The 14,902-nt window shown below is 74.2% G+C and carries 17 protein-coding genes and 1 tRNA gene; 10 read left to right on the forward strand and 8 right to left on the reverse strand.

Annotated features, from left to right (window positions below):
- Nucleotides 1–65: 65 nt before the first annotated feature.
- The 5 genes from ACFYR0_RS09525 to ACFYR0_RS09545 all read right to left on the reverse strand — a co-directional run bounded on the left by ACFYR0_RS09525 (nt 66) and on the right by ACFYR0_RS09545 (nt 6,129).
- The gene (locus ACFYR0_RS09525; protein WP_389323916.1) at nt 66–1,970 is read right to left on the reverse strand and encodes a copper resistance protein CopC; all 1,905 of its coding nucleotides are present in this window, start codon (nt 1,968–1,970) and stop codon (nt 66–68) included.
- Nucleotides 1,971–2,191: 221 nt separating this feature from the next.
- Nucleotides 2,192–2,971 (reverse strand): SDR family NAD(P)-dependent oxidoreductase, encoded by a 780-nt coding sequence (locus ACFYR0_RS09530; RefSeq protein WP_389323919.1) that lies wholly within the window; start codon nt 2,969–2,971, stop codon nt 2,192–2,194.
- Complete coding sequence (locus ACFYR0_RS09535) at nt 2,968–3,441, reverse strand: cupin domain-containing protein (protein WP_389323922.1); 474 nt, start codon at nt 3,439–3,441, stop codon at nt 2,968–2,970. The genes ACFYR0_RS09530 and ACFYR0_RS09535 overlap by 4 nt, the downstream gene beginning before the upstream one ends.
- Entirely contained in the window at nt 3,438–4,046 is a 609-nt protein-coding gene (locus ACFYR0_RS09540) for a GNAT family N-acetyltransferase (RefSeq protein ID WP_389323925.1), read from the reverse strand. Before ACFYR0_RS09540 ends, ACFYR0_RS09535 begins: the two co-directional genes overlap by 4 nt.
- Nucleotides 4,039–6,129: a penicillin acylase family protein gene (locus tag ACFYR0_RS09545; protein WP_389323928.1), complete on the reverse strand. Its 2,091-nt coding sequence runs from the start codon at nt 6,127–6,129 to the stop codon at nt 4,039–4,041. The genes ACFYR0_RS09540 and ACFYR0_RS09545 overlap by 8 nt, the downstream gene beginning before the upstream one ends.
- A 256-nt stretch (nt 6,130–6,385) precedes the next feature.
- Between ACFYR0_RS09545 and ACFYR0_RS09550 the strand changes: the two genes are divergently transcribed.
- The 4 genes from ACFYR0_RS09550 to ACFYR0_RS09565 all read left to right on the forward strand — a co-directional run bounded on the left by ACFYR0_RS09550 (nt 6,386) and on the right by ACFYR0_RS09565 (nt 8,407).
- On the forward strand, nt 6,386–6,982 hold the full coding sequence (locus ACFYR0_RS09550) for an HhH-GPD-type base excision DNA repair protein (RefSeq protein WP_389323931.1): 597 nt from the start codon (nt 6,386–6,388) through the stop codon (nt 6,980–6,982).
- A gap of 89 nt (nt 6,983–7,071) precedes the next feature.
- Complete coding sequence (locus ACFYR0_RS09555; RefSeq protein ID WP_389323934.1) at nt 7,072–7,740, forward strand: HdeD family acid-resistance protein; 669 nt, start codon at nt 7,072–7,074, stop codon at nt 7,738–7,740.
- Nucleotides 7,741–7,904: 164 nt separating this feature from the next.
- The gene (locus tag ACFYR0_RS09560; RefSeq protein WP_389323937.1) at nt 7,905–8,228 is read left to right on the forward strand and encodes a hypothetical protein; all 324 of its coding nucleotides are present in this window, start codon (nt 7,905–7,907) and stop codon (nt 8,226–8,228) included.
- A 53-nt stretch (nt 8,229–8,281) separates the two neighbouring features.
- Nucleotides 8,282–8,407 carry a hypothetical protein gene (locus tag ACFYR0_RS09565; protein WP_386385109.1) on the forward strand — a complete coding sequence of 42 codons (126 nt, stop codon included), beginning with the start codon at nt 8,282–8,284 and terminating at the stop codon, nt 8,405–8,407.
- A 211-nt stretch (nt 8,408–8,618) separates the two neighbouring features.
- On the opposite strand, the gene ACFYR0_RS09570 is transcribed toward ACFYR0_RS09565, so the two are convergent.
- Complete coding sequence (locus ACFYR0_RS09570) at nt 8,619–10,238, reverse strand: helicase HerA-like domain-containing protein (RefSeq protein WP_389323940.1); 1,620 nt, start codon at nt 10,236–10,238, stop codon at nt 8,619–8,621.
- 104 nt (nt 10,239–10,342) lie between these two features.
- Between ACFYR0_RS09570 and ACFYR0_RS09575 the strand changes: the two genes are divergently transcribed.
- Nucleotides 10,343–10,639, forward strand: a complete 297-nt coding sequence (locus ACFYR0_RS09575) for a type II toxin-antitoxin system VapB family antitoxin (RefSeq protein ID WP_004943146.1) — start codon at nt 10,343–10,345, stop codon at nt 10,637–10,639.
- Nucleotides 10,640–10,794: 155 nt separating this feature from the next.
- Nucleotides 10,795–11,430 carry a LytR C-terminal domain-containing protein gene (locus ACFYR0_RS09580; RefSeq protein WP_389323943.1) on the forward strand — a complete coding sequence of 212 codons (636 nt, stop codon included), beginning with the start codon at nt 10,795–10,797 and terminating at the stop codon, nt 11,428–11,430.
- Nucleotides 11,431–11,833: 403 nt separating this feature from the next.
- On the opposite strand, the gene upp is transcribed toward ACFYR0_RS09580, so the two are convergent.
- Nucleotides 11,834–12,469: a uracil phosphoribosyltransferase gene (gene upp, locus ACFYR0_RS09585; protein WP_389323946.1), complete on the reverse strand. Its 636-nt coding sequence runs from the start codon at nt 12,467–12,469 to the stop codon at nt 11,834–11,836.
- Between the two features lie 100 nt (nt 12,470–12,569).
- Between upp and ACFYR0_RS09590 the strand changes: the two genes are divergently transcribed.
- The 4 genes from ACFYR0_RS09590 (at nt 12,570) to ACFYR0_RS09605 (ending at nt 14,392) form a co-directional block, all read left to right on the forward strand.
- Complete coding sequence (locus ACFYR0_RS09590) at nt 12,570–12,794, forward strand: hypothetical protein (RefSeq protein WP_389323949.1); 225 nt, start codon at nt 12,570–12,572, stop codon at nt 12,792–12,794.
- A 314-nt stretch (nt 12,795–13,108) separates the two neighbouring features.
- Nucleotides 13,109–13,642 carry a hypothetical protein gene (locus tag ACFYR0_RS09595; RefSeq protein WP_389323952.1) on the forward strand — a complete coding sequence of 178 codons (534 nt, stop codon included), beginning with the start codon at nt 13,109–13,111 and terminating at the stop codon, nt 13,640–13,642.
- Between the two features lie 113 nt (nt 13,643–13,755).
- Nucleotides 13,756–14,241 carry a nucleoside deaminase gene (locus ACFYR0_RS09600; protein ID WP_389323955.1) on the forward strand — a complete coding sequence of 162 codons (486 nt, stop codon included), beginning with the start codon at nt 13,756–13,758 and terminating at the stop codon, nt 14,239–14,241.
- A gap of 66 nt (nt 14,242–14,307) precedes the next feature.
- Nucleotides 14,308–14,392, forward strand: a tRNA-Ser gene (locus ACFYR0_RS09605).
- Between the two features lie 117 nt (nt 14,393–14,509).
- Here the strand turns inward: ACFYR0_RS09605 and ACFYR0_RS09610 are convergent.
- A complete protein-coding gene (locus ACFYR0_RS09610; RefSeq protein ID WP_389323958.1) occupies nt 14,510–14,869 on the reverse strand; it encodes an MmcQ/YjbR family DNA-binding protein in 360 nt (119 codons plus the stop codon).
- Nucleotides 14,870–14,902: the final 33 nt, after the last annotated feature.

The following is a 14,902-nucleotide window of genomic DNA, read 5'->3' on the forward strand; positions in this document are numbered from 1 at the left end:
CTGGGCAAACACCTCCATTGTTCCCCTGGTTCGGCCCGTCCGGGTCATCCGTTCGGCTGACCCCGTCAGGCTCCGATACGCACCTTCGTGCTCTCGGTCACCTGGTCCACCTCGGAGACCCGGACGGTGACCTTCATCGTCCAGGTGCCGGCGAGGGGCAGGGTGACGTCGTCGGTGGCCCAGTAGCCGCCGCGGTCGGTCAGCCGCGCGTCGATCGGGCCGAGGTCCTGGGCGGGCAGGGTGAAGGAGATCCGCAGTTCGGGAACGGTGGCGAATCCGCCGTCCGGCCCGAACACCACGGCCTGGACCGAGTTCGCGCCGGCCCGCGCCGGGTCCAGGGAGACCTGGACCCTGCCCCGCCCGCCGGGGGTGCCGACGTCGAAGGGGACGGTCGCGGTCGAGGTCACCTGCTCCTGCCGCGCGGGCGCCGCCGCCTCGGCGACGGCCCGGCCGGGCAGGGTGCTGGTGAGCACGGTGGTGACGACCAGGACCAGCACGGCGAGGGTGGCCTCGGCGAGGACGGAGCGGCGCAGGGCGGCGGGGTCGGGGGTGGGGGGTTCGGTGGTGCGGGGTTCGGTGGCCGGGGGCTTTGATGTCGACGATTCCGGGGCGGGTCCGTCCGGGGTGAGTCCGTCTCGGTCGGGTCCGTCCGGGACGGGCGTCGCGGGGCCGCCGACCGGCTGCGGGGTGCGGGCGCGGACGGCCGCCTCGCACTCCGCCGTCGCCGCCACCGTGGCCTTCGCCGCCTTCGTGGTCGCCGCGGTCGCTACGGGCGCCGCGGTCGCCGCGGCTGTCGTGGTCGTCGTGGTCGTCGTGGTCCGCTCCAGGCGGGTCGTCCAGCGCCGGGAGAACGCCGCCGCCGTGAGCAGTACGGCGACCACGCCCAGCTTGGTGAGCAGGACGCGGCCGTACGCGGTACCGGTGAAGGCGTCGAGGGAGCCGAGGCCGCGCCAGGACTGGTAGACCCCGGTGACCACCAGGACGCCGACACAGGTGAGGGCGAGCCGGGAGAAGCGGGTGGTCGTCTCGGCGGAGGGGGTGCCGCGGAGCAGGGCGGCGAGGCCGCCGAGCCAGACGGCCATGGCCAGCAGATGCAGCACCGAGGAGGTCATCGCCGCCGGGACCTGGATTCCGGCGGAGGCGTGCTCGGCCGCCGCCCAGGTCAGGGCGAGGCCCGTGGCCAGGACCACGCCGACGGCGTGCGTGGCCGGGGTGCGGCGGGCGGACAGCTTCCTCAGGTAGAGGGCCGCGGCCGCCAGCAGGACCAACCGGGCGAGCAGGGCCCGGCCCGGGCGGCCGGTGAGGGTGCGGTTCAGGGCGTCGGCGTCGAGGCCTGTCCAGGGGGCGGTGCCCGCCTCGTACGGGGCGCGCAGCATCAGCAGGGCGACCGTGGCCGCGAGGAGCGCCCACCAGCCGGTGCGGAGCAGGGGCCGCAGCCGGCCCGGGTCGGCCGGACGGCACACGGCGGTGAACACGGCGGTGCCGAGCAGCAGGGCGGCGGCGAGGTAGGCGAGGTAGCGGGCCGCGTTGTGCAGGGCCGCGGTGGCGGGGTGCTCGGGCTGGGCGAGGTCCGGCGCGGCCGTGGTGGGGGTGGGTTCGCCCACGGAGAAGGTGAACGCGCCGGACACGGGGTGGCTGTCGGCGGAGACCACGCGCCAGGCCACGGTGAAGGTGCCCCGGCCGAGACCCTCGGGCAGGGCGACCCGGACCGTCCTGTCGCCCTCCGGGCCGTGCGTCGGCTCCGGCAGCTCCACGCGGTGGTTGCCGGGGTCCAGCAGCCGGATCGAGCCGTCGAGCAGGGCGACCGGCTCGGTGAAGGTCAGGGTGAGGTCACGGGGGGCGGTGTCGAGGACCGTGCCGTCCGTGGGGGTGGTGCTGCGGAGCGCCGCGTGTGCCGCGGCCGGGGTGGCCGGGGCGAACAGCAGGGTCAGCAGGAGGGGGACCAGCAGGAGGACATGCCGTGTGCGCACGGGTACGTGTACGTACGGGGGCGGCGTTGTGTTCAACCGGGCCCGGGATCGTTGCCCCGGCAGGGGGACGCGGGGCTGCCCGTAGCGGCCGGGAGCCCGCGCACGCGGGAGCATCCGATGCCGACCGGTGCCGGAACGCTCGGACGGGCGGGTTCGTCGTGGCCGGTCGCGCAGTTCCCCGCGCCCCCGAAGCGGCCGGGAGCCTTCGGCGGAGGACCGCCTCACCAGCCCGGCCGGGCGGACACCCCGCCGTCCACCACCAGGTCCTGGCCGGTGATCCAGGAGGCCAGCGGGGAGGCGAGGAAGACGCAGGCGTCGGCGACGTCCTCGGGGCGGCCGAGGCGGCGCAGCGGGGCGGCGGCCTGCCAGCGGGCCGTTCCCTCGGGCCAGGCCTCGGCGAGGCCGTCGCGGTCGATCAGGCCCGGGGAGACGCTGTTGACCCGGATGCCCCACTCCCCGTACTCGACGGCGGCCGCGCGGGCGTGCGTCACCACCGCCGCCTTGGAGGCGCTGTAGTGGGCGTGGCCGATGGCCGGGCGGTGGGCCTCGACCGAGGCGATGTGGGTGACCGAACCGCTCCCGGACCGGGCCCGCATGACCTCCGCCGCGGCCTGGGTGCAGGCGAAGACGCCGGTGAGGTTGGTGTCCACGACGGCCCGCCACTCCTCCGCCGGCATACCGGGCAGGGCCCGTACCGGCTGCACCCCCGCGTTGTTGACCAGCGCGTCCAGACGGCCGTCGCCGAACCGCGCGGCCTCGTCCACCAGCCGTCGGCACGCGGACTCGTCGGTCAGCTCGGCGGTCAGCACGACGGCCCGCCCGCCCGAGGCGCGGATCAGCGCGGCGGTCTCGCCGGCCCGCTCCACGGACGTAAGGCAGTGCAGCGCCACCGCCGCGCCCTCCTCGGCGAACCGGAGCGCGATGCCGCGTCCGATGCCGCCGCCCGCGCCCGTGACCAGGGCCACCTGGTCCCGCAGGAGTCCTTCGCGCCGCTCGTTCATGGCCGGCACAGTGCCATGATCCGGTCCGCTTCGGCGGGGTAGCGCGCCGTCAGGTCCGCCGCCGTGCCGTGCTCGTAGTCCTCGTAGGTGAAGCCGGGTGTGGTCGTGCAGCCGAAGAACGTCCACGTGCCGCCCTCGGCGACCCGGCCGCCCATCCAGGTGCCCGCGGGGACGGTCAGCTGGGGCCGCTGGCCGCGGCGGAGGTCCGGCCCGAGCACCTGGGTGGCGGTGCCGCCGTCGGGCGCGAGGAGGAGCAGTTCGAGCGGGTCGCCGAGGTAGAAGTGCCAGACCTCGTCGGACTTCAGGCGGTGCAGGGCGGAGTAGTCCCCGTCGGCGAGGAGGGCGACGATGGCCGTGCCCTCCGGACGGCCGTCGGGGCGTTCGGGGCCGGTCCAGGTGCGGCGGAACAGTCCCCCCTCGAGCGGGATGGGCTCCAGACCGTACTGCGCGACCAGCTCCTGGGGCGTCATGCCGGGAAGGCTACCGCCCTTGTGAGGAAGGCGAGTCGGGCCTTCTTCTCGGGGAGGTACACGTCCGGGAGGTCGATCTCGGGCAGGACGACCTCGGGGCCCTTCTCGAAGCCGAGCCTGCCGAACAGGGCGACGGCCTTGGCGTTGCGGACGTCGGGGTCGACGACGACCCGCTGCCGGTCCAGGGTGAGCAGGACGTACGAGGTGATCACGGAGGTCAGCGCGCGGGTCCAGCCCGGCCGGGCGCCGCCGGATCCGGCGGGGGAGAGGAGCAGGTGGGCGCCGATGTCGCCGGGGAGGACGTCGTAGCACTCGCCGACCCGGTCGGCCTCGGGCTCGTAGGTCTGGAAGAGGGCGACGGCCTCGCCCTCCCGTTCCAGCAGGAAGGCGTGGTGGGTGTCGAGGGTGTCCATGTGGGCGTAGATCTCCTCGACCTGGGAGACCGTCAGGCCGACCATGCCCCAGAACTCGGCGCGTTCCTCGCTCACCCAGCCGTGCAGGACCGGGGCGTCGGCGGCGGGGTCGAGGCGCAGCACGCGGAAGAGGCCGAAGCCGTCGACGCGCTGTTCGTGGACGGCGGTGCGGGCGGCGTACTGGTCAGACATCGGTCTCCTTGGTGAGCTGGTCCCAGTCGGTGACGACCGGGGCGAGGTCGCCCGCGAGCCAGAGCGGCAGCTGGTCGCGGTGGTGGGGCGAGCCGGGGACGCCGCAGGCGCCGAAGGGCACGATCCAGCGGCTGTCCTCGCGCCGGGCGAGGTCCCACACGAAGCGGGCGGCGGGGGCGCGGGCGGCGAGGTCGGTGACCCCGGGGACGGCCGAGGTGCACAGCACGCAGTCGTGGTCGCCGGACAGGCCCGGTTCGTCGGGCGCGGGGTCGGGCAGGGCCCGCCAGGGGGCGAGGCGGTGGGTGTCGCCCCAGGCGGCGGCGGGCCGCGCGGCGGTCTCCTCCAGGGCCTCGCGGACGACCGCCTCGCGGTCGATGCCGTACAGGTCCTTCGCCCGGAGCATGTTCTCCAGCGCGAACCCGACGCGCGGGACGAGGGCGAGCCAGGGCAGCAGGACCTCGGAGTGCGCGGTCGGCCGGGCGAGCTCGGCGAAGGCGGGCTGTGCGGCGAGGGCCCGTACGACCCGGGTCCGCAGGGCGGCGTAGGCGGCGGCGTCCCGGCTGTCCGCGTCCATCCGGCGGTCCCAGCGCAGCAGACGCTCGCGCAGGGCGGCGGCCTCGGGACCGAGGGGTGCGCGGATGCCCTCGACCTGTTCGAGCAGGGCCGCGGCCGAGGCCAGGTGGGTGTCCATGTGGATCGCCGGCATGTCGGCGACCGCCCACTTCTCCTTCCCGGCGAGCAGTTCGGCGATCCGGTCGGCGCGGTGGCGCGGGGCGAACTCGACGCCGAGGGGGGCGGCGAGGCCGCGTTCGTTGGCCATCACGGCCGCGCCCCGGCGGGGTACGGCCGCGTGGGGCGTCTCGTGCCAGCCCCGCCAGGCGTGGCCGTCCTCCCAGGCGTCGACGACGCCGGTCCCGTGCGACGCGGGGCGCAGGGGCACCCGGCCGGCGACACGGTGGAGGGTGCCGCCGTCGGTGTCGGCGGCCTGGAGGACGTTGACGGGCTCGGCCCAGCGGTCGGCGGCCCGGTCGACGTCGGCGACGGTGCGCGAGCGCAGCAGCGGCAGCAGGGCGGAGAAGCCCAGGTCGGCGGTGACGCGGGCGGCGTAGCGCAGGCTGAGGGCGAGCGGGGTGCCGTCGTCGAGGCCCTCGGGGCCGCCCTCGACGACGGGACCCCGGTCGGTCTCGATGATCTCCACCCGCACCGGCTCCTCGCCCGCGACCTCGACGGTCTCGGTGTGCAGGGCGGCCCGCTGCCACAGTCCGTCGGGGCCGAGCGCCTCGACACCGGCGCCGGTGCGGCGCAGCCGCTCGCGGTAGAGGTCCTGGCTGTCGGCCATGGCGTGGGTGATGGACCAGGCGACGGCTCCGGCGTGGCCGAAGTGGGCGATGCCGGGGACGCCGGGCACGGCGAGGCCGACGACGTCGAACTCCTCGCAGGCGAGGCGTATCTGCTGGTAGACGCCGGGGTCCTCGATGAAGCGGTGGGGGTCGCCGGCGAGCAGGGGCCGCCCGGTGACGGTGCGGTCGCCGGTCAGCAGCCAGCCGTTGCTGCCCGCGGTGCCGGGGCCGTCGGTGGCGAACAGGGCGACGGCCCCGGGGCCGAGGTGGCGGCGGAGCCGGTCCCGCCAGATCTTGGAGGGGAACCCGGCGAACGGGATGTGCGCGCTGAGCCAGATCGCGTACGGCGTCCAGGGCTCCCAGCGGCCCGGCGCGAGCCCGGCCCGGGCGAACTCCGGTGCCCCGGCCGGGGGCTCACCGTCCGCCCTCTCCGCGAGGCCCTCGTTGACCCCCTCCACGTACGCCCGGACCCATGCCGCGCTCTCCGGGTCCGTCTCCTCCAGGTGCGCGGCGCACCGCCGGGCCGTGTCGGCGAGGCGCAGCCGGCGGGCGAAGACGTCCCAGGCGACGGCCTCGGGGCCGAGGAACGCCGCCGTGGTGCCCTGGGCCCGGTGCCGCTCGACCTCCAGCTGCCAGGCCCGGTCGCGTGCGGTGACCCGGCCCTGGGCGCGGGCGAGCGCGAGGACGCCGTCGGCGCGCAGATGGGGTATGCCCCAGGCGTCCCGGTAGATCTCGGTGGTCACCCTCGCCCCTTTGTGTTTTAGGTAAGCCTTGCCTAAGTGGAGTGTGCCGGAATCGTACGCGACCCGGCAGGGCACCAGGGGGCCGGGGTCGCCGCCCGGAGCCGGACCGGCGCCCGGGGCGTACATAGGGGCATCGCCCCTCGGATCTCACGGTCCGGAGTGTCCGCGTCACCGTCCGGGACCGGCGCCCGCCCCGGCCCGGCGTTCAGCAGCGCTCACGTGGAGAGCTGACGCGGGGAGAGAGATGATCGGGGTCATGGACGCCACGCTGCACCTCGCCCAGGACCCGACGGCCGACGCCCTGCTCGGCCGCAGCCCGTTCGCCGCGCTGGTGGGGATGCTGCTGGACCAGCAGGTGCCGATGGAGTGGGCGTTCAAGGGCCCGCGCACGATCGCCGACCGGCTCGGCGCGGACGACCTGGACGCCCACGACATCGCCGCCCAGGACCCGGAGGACTTCGCCGCGCTGCTGTCGGAGAAGCCCGCGGTCCACCGCTACCCGGGCTCCATGGCCCAGCGCGTCCAGAAGCTGAGCCGCTACCTCGTCGAGCACTACGACGGCAACGCCGAACTCGTCTGGAAGGGCGTCGGCGACGGGCCCGAACTGCTGCGCCGCCTGGAGGACCTGCCCGGCTTCGGCAAGCAGAAGGCGCAGATCTTCCTGGCCCTGCTCGGCAAACAGCTCGACATACGCCCCCGGGGCTGGCGCGAGGCCGCCGGGCCCTACGGCGAGGACGACGCGTTCCGCTCCGTGGCGGACATCACGGGGCCGGAGTCGCTCGCCAAGGTCCGTGCCCACAAGCAGGAGGTGAAGGCCGCGGCGAAGGCGGCCCGTGCCGTGAAGAAGGCCTGACCCCGGACGCCCCGGCGGCCCGGCGGCACGGCCACCCCCGTGGCCCCCTCCAGGTGGCACCCAACCACCCGACCACCGAAGCATGAACCATGACCGAGGCACCTACGGGCTCCCCCCGGGGCCCCGACCACGACGACCGCGGCGTCCACGGCGGCGGGCCCCCGCACCACGGCCGGCACGCCCCCGAACCGCCCCTCGAGGGCCCCCTGCACGTCCTGTCCCGGGCCGCCTGGCAGGTCGTCCTGCTCACGGGCGTCGCCTCGCTGGTCCTCGGCGTCCTCGTCCTGGTCTGGCCGGACGCGTCACTCTTCGTCGTCGGCCTCCTCTTCGGCGTCTATCTGGTGGTCAGCGGCGTCCTCCAGCTCGTCGCCGCGTTCGGCACCCACCGGACGACCTCGCTGCGCGTCCTGGCCTTCGTCAGCGGCGCCCTGTCGATCCTGCTGGGCCTGTTCTGCTTCCGCGGCCCGATGCAGTCGATCCTGCTGCTGGCCCTGTGGATCGGCATCGGCTGGCTGTTCCGCGGCATCACCCAGACGCTGGCCGCCGCCTCGGACAGCTCGATGCCGGCCCGCGGCTGGCAGATCGCCCTCGGCGTGCTCACGTTCGTCGCCGGCGTCGTGCTGATCGACTCCCCCTTCGAGTCGGTCGCCGTGCTCACGCTGGTCGGGGGCATCTGGCTGCTCGTGGTCGGCGTCACGGAGATCGTCACGGCGTTCTACATCCGCGGCCGCGCCGGACGGGCCCCGAGGACGGTGTGATCGGCGGACGGGGTGAGCCGGGGACGGTATGAGCCGCGGACGGTGTGAGCCGCGGGGGAGGGCTGCGGGGGAGAGGGCCGGGGTGGGCCTCGCGTGTGGTCCAAGCAGGCGGATCTTGGCTCCGGGTGCTGCACGTCGGGCCCTCGCCGGGCACAGCACTCGGCATGAGCACCACATCGCGCCCGACCCGCCGCCTCAGCTGGCCGCGGGTGCTCGTGCTGGTGCTCGCCCTGCTCCTGGGCACGCCACCGGGGGTGGGCGGTCTCACCGCGCCGGCCCTCACCGTCCCCGGCGAGAGCGTCGAGTACGACGTACTGGACTCCGCCCTGAGGCCACCGGCCCGCTCCGCACGCCGCACCGCCGCGTCCCCGCGCCCCGCCCCGGCCGGCCCGGCGGCGCCCCGCACCGGACCCGGCCCGCTCCACCCGGCGTCGCCGCGGCCGCCGTACGCCCTGCGCGGGCTGCGCACGGTGGTGCTGCGCTGCTGACAGGGCCGCTCCCCCAGGCAGCCCCGTCCCTCCCGACACAAGGAGCACCCGAGATGCCCTCGGACCCCTATGCGGTACTGCGCGCCCTGCTGCGCGCCGAGGCCGCACGCGGCGCGCCCAAGCCGGAGAGCAAGCGGCCCGAGCCGCGGCCTCCGGTGAAGCGGCGAGAGTCCCGCTGAAGCGGGCCGGGCGTCCCCACGGACGCCCGGCTCACCGCGGCACCGGACGGGACCGGCAAGTGCGGCTCGGAGACACGGGACAGGCCGGGGAAGCGCGGCTCGGCGACACGGGACGAGCCGGGAAACGCGGCTCGGCGCGCTGCGGACAGGCCGGGAGCGCGACTCGGCCCCCGGCGGCCCCGGTTCAGTGGCGTCCCCCGGCGACTACGGCTCAGCGGCGTCTACGGGCCGTGCCGAAGACCGAGCGGGTGATCTCCCGTCCGATCTGCGTACCGATCGACCGGGCCAGCGACCTGAACATGCTGCTGCCCATGACCTGCTCCACCATGGACCGCTCGCCCCCGGGAGCGGACCCGCCCTCCTCCCGCTCCCGCTTCCCGCGCGGCGCGTCCGCGGGCCTCTCCCCCGCCTGCTCCCCGGGATGCTCCGGCTTCCCCTCGGCCAGCTTCTCGTACGCCGACTCTCGGTCCACAGCCTGTGCATAACGTTCGTACAGCGGCGAGCCCGTCACCGCGCGGTCCAGCCCGGCCGCGTCGACCGGCCCCATCAACGACTCGGGGGCCCGCAGCCGGGTCGCGGCGACCGGTGTCGGCGCGCCCCTCTCGCCGAGGACGGTGACCACGGCCTCGCCGGTGCCGAGGCCGGTGAGCAGTTCCTCAAGGTCGTACGCCGAATCAGGGAAGGTCCGCACCGTGGCCCTCAGCGCCTTCTGGTCGTCCGGGGTGAAGGCGCGCAGCGCGTGCTGGATCCGGTTGCCCAACTGCCCGAGCACGTCGGAGGGGACGCCCTTCGGAGACTGCGTCACGAAGAACACCCCGACTCCCTTCGAGCGGATGAGCCGCACGGTCTGCGTGATCGCGTCGAGGAATGCCTTCGAGGCCCCGTCGAACAGCAGATGCGCCTCGTCGAAGAAGAACACCAGCTCCGGCCGGTCGGCGTCGCCGACCTCGGGCAGGTCGTGGAAGAGGTCCGCCAGCAGCCACATCAGGAACGTCGAGAACAGCTGCGGCCTGTCCCGCACGGCGGGCAGCTCCAGCACCGAGACGACGCCGCGCCCGTCCGCCGCCGTACGGAGGAACTCCGCCGTGTCGAACTCCGGCTCGCCGAAGAAGTCGCCCGTGCCCTGTGCCTCGAAGGCGGTCAGCGAGCGCAGGATCACCCCGGCCGTGGCGGTGGACAGCCCGCCGATGTCCCGCAGTTCCGGTCTGCCCTCGTCGGACACGAGGAAGGCGACCACCGCGCGCAGGTCCTTGAGGTCGACCAGCTCCAGGCCCTTGGTGTCGGCGTAGTGGAAGATCAGGCCGAGGGACTGTTCCTGGGTCCGGTTGAGCCCGAGCACCTTCGACAGCAGCAGAGGGCCGAAGCCGGTGACGGTGGCCCGTACGGGGATGCCGTGGCCGATGCCGCCGAGCGCGTAGAACTCGGCGGGGAAGCCGGTCGCCGTCCATCGCTGGTGGACCTCGGCGGCCCGCGAGCGGACCTTGTCGCCCTCGGCGCCGGGTGCGGACACGCCGGAGAGATCGCCCTTGACGTCGGCGAGGAACACCGGCACGCCCTGCGCCGAGAGCTGTTCGGCGATCAGCTGGAGCGTCTTGGTCTTCCCGGTGCCGGTGGCGCCCGCGACCAGGCCGTGCCGGTTGAGCACGGGCAACGGGATACGTACCCGCGCGTCGGGCATGCAGTGCCCGTCCCAGAGCAGGGCGCCCAGGTCCAGCACGGGGCCGGCGAAGGCGTACCCGGCGGCGATCCGCAACGCCTCCTCGGGCAGCGCCGGGGCACTGCCCGGAGCCTCGGGCGCGACGGCCCCGGGCATGGTCTCGCGGTCGCTCATGGCGGACCCCTGTTCCGATTCGACCCGGTTCACGGCATCTTTTCCAGGGTCGCACTGCGTCTCCATGGCTGCGCCCGGAAGGTCTTGACCGGTAGGCTTTCCGTGTGATCTTCAAGCGCATCGGAAACGGCCGGCCGTACCCCGACCACGGCCGGGAGAGCACCCGGCAGTGGGCGGACGTCGCGCCGCGCCCGGTCCGCCTCGATCAGCTCGTGACGACCAAGCAGCAGCTCGACCTGGAGACCCTCCTCGCCGAGGACTCCACCTTCTACGGCGATCTGTTCGCACACGTCGTGAAGTGGCAGGGCGACCTCTACCTGGAGGACGGCCTGCACCGCGCCGTCCGCGCCGCGCTCCAGCAGCGCCAGGTGCTGCACGCGCGCGTGCTGGAGCTGGACTAGGGCCCGCACCAGGGCTTTTCGAGGCATTCCAGGGCTTCACCAGGCCTCTCGGGGCCTCAACCCGCCGGCCGGCTGTTGGCCCTTTCGGGTTGGACCGCGCAGCGTCGAATGATCATCTAGTAGGCATCGTCGCCGCGTCGCACTACGCTGCGCCCATGAGCATGCTGACTCCCCCGGGCATGGGCGGCCAGTACCGGATCACGGGGGACAAATACCCGCGAATGCGCCGCCCCCGGCGGCGCGCCCGGCGCGTCCTCGCGGTCGTCGCCACCCTCACCGTCCTCGGGACGGCCGGGTGGGGCACCTTGCAGCTCATCGACGTCTTCTCCGGCGGCGACGGCGACAAGGCCAGCGCGGCCGGGCCCAAGGCGGACTGCGCCACCAAGGCCAGTCCCTCGCCCGGTGCGGCCAAGGTCCTGCCCGAGCCCCGCCGGATCACCGTCAACGTCTTCAACGCCACGACCCGCGCGGGCCTGGCCAAGCAGACCGCGGACGAGCTGAAGAAGCGCGGCTTCCGCATCGGCGACGTCGGCAACGCGGCCGCCGAGTTCGACAAGAAGGTCAAGGGCATCGGCCTCCTGCTCGGCCCCGCCTCCGCCCGCGACACCGCGCTCCCGGTCCTCGCGGCCCAGCTCACCGGCGCCGAACCCCGCACGGACGCGGCCCGCAAGGACACCACCCTGGACCTCGTCATCGGCGACAGATTCCGCACCCTCACCCCCACGACAACCGCCGCCCAAACCCTCACCAACCTGAAGACCCCACCCCCCACCGACAAGAGCACCTGCTGACCCCGACGGGGTCTTCAAGGGGCGCGGGCCTTCAGGGTCGCGGGTAACGGCGCAATCTTTGGGGGCCAAGGGGAACTGCGCAGTCTTTGGGGGCGCGGGGAACGGCGCGATCCTTAAGGGGCGCGGGAACGGCGCAAAGCCCTGAGCCGCGCCAGGCTCCCACAAGACTGTCAGGGCCACGAGGAACCACGCAGCCCCCAGGGGCGCGGGGAACGGCGCGATCCTTAAGGGGCGCGGGAACGGCGCAAGGCCCTGAGCCGCACGCAGCTCCCGCAGAACCCTCAGGGCCACGAGGAACCACGCAAAGCCAAGAGGGGCGCGGGGAACTGCGCGACCGGCCACAACGCACCGCCAGCCGCAGGCACCCCGCACCCCTCACCGCCCAGGAAAGCAGGGCACCGCCCTACTCGGCAGCCCCGTACATACGGTCCCCCGCATCCCCCAGCCCCGGCACGATGTACCCCTGCTCATTGAGCCGCTCGTCCACGGACGCCGTCACCACGGTCACCGGCGTCCCCGCCAGCTCCCGCTCCATCACCTCGACCCCCTCGGGCGCGGCGAGCAGCACGACGGCGGTCACGTCGTCGGCCCCCCGCTTGATCAGCTCGTGGATCGCCGCGACCAGCGTGCCGCCCGTCGCCAGCATCGGGTCCAGCACGTACACCTGCCGCCCGGAGAGGTCCTCCGGCATCCGCGTGGCGTACGTGGAGGCCTGGAGCGTCTCCTCGTCACGGATCATGCCCATGAAGCCCACCTCGGCGGTCGGCAGCAGCCGCACCATGCCCTCCAGCATGCCGAGACCGGCCCGCAGGATCGGCACCACCAGCGGGCGCGGGTGGGAGAGCTTGACACCGGTGGTCCGGGCGACCGGCGTGTCGAGGTCGACCTGCTCGGTGCGTACGTCCCGCGTGGCCTCGTAGGCGAGCAGGGTGACCAGTTCGTCGGCGAGACGCCGGAAGGTCGCGGAGTCGGTGCGCTGGTCGCGCAGGGTGGTGAGCTTGTGGGCGACCAGAGGGTGGTCGACGACGTGGAGACGCATGTCCATAACAGTAACCGCGCGGCCTGTCCCCGCGCGCTGGCGTCAAACCGCCCGGTCGGGGGAAGGTGGGAGGGACTGACTGGGCTGGGGTGGTGTGCCGATGCGGGATCTGCCTGACCACGAGGGCCGCGAGGGCGCCGGCGGTACGGCCGGGCCCGGCGCCGAGGAGGGCGCGCCGGAGAACGACGCCGAGCGCCGGAGGCGACGCGCCCGGTTCCTGCGCGAACTCGCCGAGGCCCGCGAGCTGCGTGACCGGGTCCAGCCGCGCAGGGCGAAGGCCGCCCGGCTGCGCCACGCGATGCGCATGCGCACGTTCCGCTGGTAGAGAATCCCAGGTCGGAAAGTCGGCGGCGGAAACGGGAAGATCCGCGCCTGTCACGGGTGTTGACCAGGTCGGGCGTGCGTGGACCCGGACTGGACCCGCGTACGATCCGCACGTGGCGGCAACGAGTGCGCTGGTGAGTCGATGGCACGGCCGCGATCGAAACTGCCGGACACAGGGAGCCGAAGACGTCCCCTGGACGCCTCGTTTCTGCCACGATTCCGAGTGGGTGGGGCTCGGAGCCCGAGCTTCCCCGCCCGCAACCTCCGCCGGGGGGACCCCCAACCGGCACGCCTCTGACCAGTGGGAGAGTCACGGTGTACTTCGCCGCACTGCTCGCGCGCACCGAAGACGGGTGGGAAGCGAGCGACACAGAGCTCGACGATGTGGAAAGCCTGTCCGATCTGGCCGAACTGGCCCGGGAGTCCTCCGGCGACGAGGACGACACGGTCCTCGTGTTCATCGAGCAGGAGGACTCGTGGTTCGGCATCGTCCGTGTGGACGGTGAGGACGACCCGCGCGTCTACGTCTCCGACGCCGCTGCCGCCGCCCGCAGCTCGTACGGCGAGATCCTGCTCACCGACGAACTGCTCGGCCGGGACCCGGGTGACGACGACCTGGACGCCCTGGACCTCGACGGCACCGAGGACGGCGAGGACGAGGACTCCGACGACGCCGCCGACTCCGACGGCGCCTCCGCCGAGGCCGTGCCGCACGGCCCGGTGGGCGAGTCGGGCATTCTCGACGACCTCGGTATCAGCGAGAAGGAGCTGAAGACGTTGTCCGACGACGCGCTCGGTGTGATCGCCGAGGCCCTCGGCGCGGCGGAGGTCCTGGAGACCGTCCGCTGACCGCACCGAGGGAGGAGGGCCGGACCCCCGAGGCCCCTGGGAACCCCGGAACCCCCGGGCGTCCCGAGGGCCCCGAGGGCTTCGACCCGGTACGCGACCGCTGGCGGGACCCGATGCGCCTCGCCCTGGAGGAGGCCGAACTGGCCGTCCGGGGCGGGGACGTCCCCGTCGGCGCCGTCGTGCTGGCCGCGGACGGCCGTACGGTGCTCGCCGTCGCCCACAACGAGCGCGAGGCCGGCGGCGACCCGACGGCCCACGCCGAGGTGCTCGCCATCCGGCGGGCGGCCGCACGGCTGCGGGAGACCGGGGCGCCGGACGCCACCGGTGAGGCCGTCGGCGGGCGGCGCGCGGGCGACTGGCGGCTGACCGGGTGCACGCTCGTGGTCACGCTGGAGCCGTGCACGATGTGCGCGGGCGCGATCGTCCTGTCCCGCGTCGACCGGGTCGTCTACGGCGCCCGCGACGAGAAGGCGGGCGCGGCCGGCTCGCTCTGGGACGTGGTCCGCGACCGGCGCCTCAACCACCGACCCGAGGTCGTCCAGGGCGTCCTGGCCGAGGAGTGCGCGCGGCAGCTCACGGAGTTCTTCCGGACCCGCTGACCGCGCGGGGAGTCCCACCGAATACCGATTTCTGCCCAGGCCGCCCCGTGCTGTAGGGTCTCCCTCGGTAGCGTGTCCGAGCGGCCGAAGGAGCTCGCCTCGAAAGCGAGTGTGGCGCAAGTCACCGAGGGTTCAAATCCCTCCGCTACCGCTTCGCAGAAGGGCCCCGTCGGAAGACGGGGCCCTTCTCGTGTGTACGGGGCCCTTCTCGTGTGTACGGGGTCGTGCCTCGCGTGTACGAGGTCGCGCAAAGGGTGCCGCGGTGCCGTCAGTGCGGCAGCGGCGGGTCCGGGTCCAGGTGGGCGCGGGCCACCGAGGCGGGGACGCACATGCGCCACGCGTCGGTGACCAGTTCAGCCAGCTCGCCCTCGCCGAGCGCGGCGACACGGACCTCGACCCAGTTGTAGCGCAGGTCCGAGGCCCGGGGCAGGAGGAACTTCTCCGGGTCCGAGGCGACCAGGGCCGCGTGCTCCTCCTTGGGGAAGGCGAAGCCGAGGACGGTCTCGTCGCGGGAGAAGGCCAGGTAGACGATCCGCCCGACGCGGAACTTCACCCGGTCGTGGATCAGATGCTCCTCGGTGCGCGGCAGAGCGAGCGCGAGGCGCCGTACGTCGTCGACGGTGACCATGGCGGCCACCGTACGCCGCGGGGCGGGCGGGCG

Origin of the sequence: Streptomyces sp. NPDC005017 (assembly GCF_042873115.1) — a bacterium.
GTDB lineage: Bacteria > Actinomycetota > Actinomycetes > Streptomycetales > Streptomycetaceae > Streptomyces.

Coding starts and splice junctions, on each gene's coding strand:
- ACFYR0_RS09565 (WP_386385109.1), top strand. CDS start 8,282: ATGCCCTCGGACCCCTATGCGGTACTGCGCGCCCTGCTGCGCGCCGAG.
- ACFYR0_RS09590 (WP_389323949.1), top strand. CDS start 12,570: ATGCGGGATCTGCCTGACCACGAGGGCCGCGAGGGCGCCGGCGGTACG.
- ACFYR0_RS09600 (WP_389323955.1), top strand. CDS start 13,756: ATGCGCCTCGCCCTGGAGGAGGCCGAACTGGCCGTCCGGGGCGGGGAC.
- ACFYR0_RS09555 (WP_389323934.1), top strand. CDS start 7,072: ATGACCGAGGCACCTACGGGCTCCCCCCGGGGCCCCGACCACGACGAC.
- upp (WP_389323946.1), bottom strand. CDS start 12,469: ATGCGTCTCCACGTCGTCGACCACCCTCTGGTCGCCCACAAGCTCACC.
- ACFYR0_RS09570 (WP_389323940.1), bottom strand. CDS start 10,238: ATGAGCGACCGCGAGACCATGCCCGGGGCCGTCGCGCCCGAGGCTCCG.
- ACFYR0_RS09535 (WP_389323922.1), bottom strand. CDS start 3,441: ATGACGCCCCAGGAGCTGGTCGCGCAGTACGGTCTGGAGCCCATCCCG.
- ACFYR0_RS09580 (WP_389323943.1), top strand. CDS start 10,795: ATGAGCATGCTGACTCCCCCGGGCATGGGCGGCCAGTACCGGATCACG.
- ACFYR0_RS09530 (WP_389323919.1), bottom strand. CDS start 2,971: ATGAACGAGCGGCGCGAAGGACTCCTGCGGGACCAGGTGGCCCTGGTC.
- ACFYR0_RS09560 (WP_389323937.1), top strand. CDS start 7,905: ATGAGCACCACATCGCGCCCGACCCGCCGCCTCAGCTGGCCGCGGGTG.
- ACFYR0_RS09550 (WP_389323931.1), top strand. CDS start 6,386: ATGGACGCCACGCTGCACCTCGCCCAGGACCCGACGGCCGACGCCCTG.
- ACFYR0_RS09610 (WP_389323958.1), bottom strand. CDS start 14,869: ATGGTCACCGTCGACGACGTACGGCGCCTCGCGCTCGCTCTGCCGCGC.
- ACFYR0_RS09540 (WP_389323925.1), bottom strand. CDS start 4,046: ATGTCTGACCAGTACGCCGCCCGCACCGCCGTCCACGAACAGCGCGTC.